Raw genomic sequence first — 2262 nt, 5'->3', positions numbered from 1 at the left:
TTTCCAGGTTCACGCTGGCCCATCGTCCACAGCCTGGGTTGTTCACACCACCATCGACCTTCCTGCTGACGAGCGGGCCGGCCGGGCCTGCCACGTCAAGCGGACCTTGACGCAAGTTTCGACGCTGGCGGGTGGTTGGGGCTCGGCTCGTCCGGGGTGGTCGGCTGGCGGGATGGCCTACGCAACCACGCACGGACCTTGACGCACGTAGCTGGAGTCGGCTCTCGTGTCACGGGCCGAGCCCCCGGCGGACACCGCCACAGTGGCGCAGTTGACCTGACCTCGCCCTGTACGGACCCGGCTCCCGGGCTCGGACCTGGGCAGCGGCGGCCACCCTCCCCCTCCCAGGCGAGGGGTTGACCTGACCTTGTGCGAATGCGGAGCCGGCTCCTGGACGACCGGCATGCCCTCGGCGGACCACCGCCCCCACGCTTAGGGCTTGCTGCGCGGACCCGGCGCGCCCTCTCCTGCGCCGCGCTGCTCAGGCGCGGCGCGGCCCGGCTGCCGACGATGGACCCTTGACCACTCTCCCGCTATCCCGTCTGCGGCGGCCCCGGGCTCCCCGCTCTCCGCGCCAGCCGCCGGGCGTTGGCGTGACGGCCGCAGAGCGACCAAGCGGCGCGGCCGGCGCGCGCCCAGGCGGCGGCGCGTGCGGCCCGTTGCGGGCCGCCTTGAAGACGTACAGAAACTTTGAACAGCCTCGTCGGCAGTCGGCCGCATCCGCCGAGACAGTCCATGTCGGAGGTAGAGTCCGCGACCGTGGATGAGGTGACTTGGCTCAATGTCATCACCGTGCTCATTGCCCTGGGCGGCGTGGTCGCGGCGGTACTGTCCTGGGTGGTGTCGCGTGGCTCCCGTAGCGAGGCACAGCGCTCCGCCGACGCTGCCGAGGTGTCGGCAAAGGCAGCTCAGGACTCGGCGCGGGAGGCCGCCGCTATCGCGGCGATCGAGCGTGACCGCGAGCATGACCGGCTCGGCCCCGGGCCGGTACCCGGCATCGCTCTTGAGTTGGAGCCGAACCCACGCGATAGCGGTCTGCCCGAGACGCTGTTCGGCACGATCACCGTGCCTCGCGACTACCGCGTGCGCGCCGTCGCCGTACGGGGCAATTCCTCTGCGCCGATCGGGCTGGACTTGCTGCTGCATGCTGGTCGCCCCTACCGCTTCGCCATCGAGCAGATGCATCCGGATCGCACGGAGCCCGTTGCGGAGTATGTGCTGTTCCGACGGACCTTGACGCACGTAGCTGGAGTCGGCTCTCGTGTCACGGGCCGAGCCCCCGGCGGACACCGCCACAGTGGCGCAGTTGACCTGACCTCGCCCTGTACGGACCCGGCTCCCGGGCTCGGACCTGGGCAGCGGCGGCCACCCTCCCCCTCCCAGGCGAGGGGTTGACCTGACCTTGTGCGAATGCGGAGCCGGCTCCTGGACGACCGGCATGCCCTCGGCGGACCACCGCCCCCACGCTTAGGGCTTGCTGCGCGGACCCGGCGCGCCCTCTCCTGCGCCGCGCTGCTCAGGCGCGGCGCGGCCCGGCTGCCGACGATGGACCCTTGACCACTCTCCCGCTATCCCGTCTGCGGCGGCCCCGGGCTCCCCGCTCTCCGCGCCAGCCGCCGGGCGTTGGCGTGACGGCCGCAGAGCGACCAAGCGGCGCGGCCGGCGCGCGCCCAGGCGGCGGCGCGTGCGGCCCGTTGCGGGCCGCCTTGAAGACGTACAGAAACTTTGAACAGCCTCGTCGGCAGTCGGCCGCATCCGCCGAGACAGTCCATGTCGGAGGTAGAGTCCGCGACCGTGGATGAGGTGACTTGGCTCAATGTCATCACCGTGCTCATTGCCCTGGGCGGCGTGGTCGCGGCGGTACTGTCCTGGGTGGTGTCGCGTGGCTCCCGTAGCGAGGCACAGCGCTCCGCCGACGCTGCCGAGGTGTCGGCAAAGGCAGCTCAGGACTCGGCGCGGGAGGCCGCCGCTATCGCGGCGATCGAGCGTGACCGCGAGCATGACCGGCTCGGCCCCGGGCCGGTACCCGGCATCGCTCTTGAGTTGGAGCCGAACCCACGCGATAGCGGTCTGCCCGAGACGCTGTTCGGCACGATCACCGTGCCTCGCGACTACCGCGTGCGCGCCGTCGCCGTACGGGGCAATTCCTCTGCGCCGATCGGGCTGGACTTGCTGCTGCATGCTGGTCGCCCCTACCGCTTCGCCATCGAGCAGATGCATCCGGATCGCACGGAGCCCGTTGCGGAGTATGTGCTGTTCCGA

At 71.1% G+C, this 2262-nt stretch carries 2 protein-coding genes; both read left to right on the top strand.

What is annotated here, in order from left to right; genetic code table 11:
- Window positions 1-759: 759 nt before the first annotated feature.
- Window positions 760-1395, top strand: coding sequence for a hypothetical protein (locus M8C11_RS30075; RefSeq protein ID WP_252454805.1), 636 nt, complete (start codon window positions 760-762; stop codon window positions 1393-1395).
- Between the two features lie 399 nt (window positions 1396-1794).
- Window positions 1795-2262, top strand: a 468-nt coding sequence (locus M8C11_RS30070) for a hypothetical protein (protein ID WP_252454803.1), incomplete at its 3' end; no start/stop codon positions are given.

The sequence above is a fragment of the Micromonospora sp. CPM1 genome (assembly GCF_023896895.1).
In the GTDB taxonomy this organism is placed as follows: Bacteria; Actinomycetota; Actinomycetes; order Mycobacteriales; family Micromonosporaceae; genus Micromonospora; species Micromonospora tulbaghiae.
Note: the sequence above shows the minus strand (reverse complement) of the source record. Positions and strands in the feature narration are given on the sequence as shown.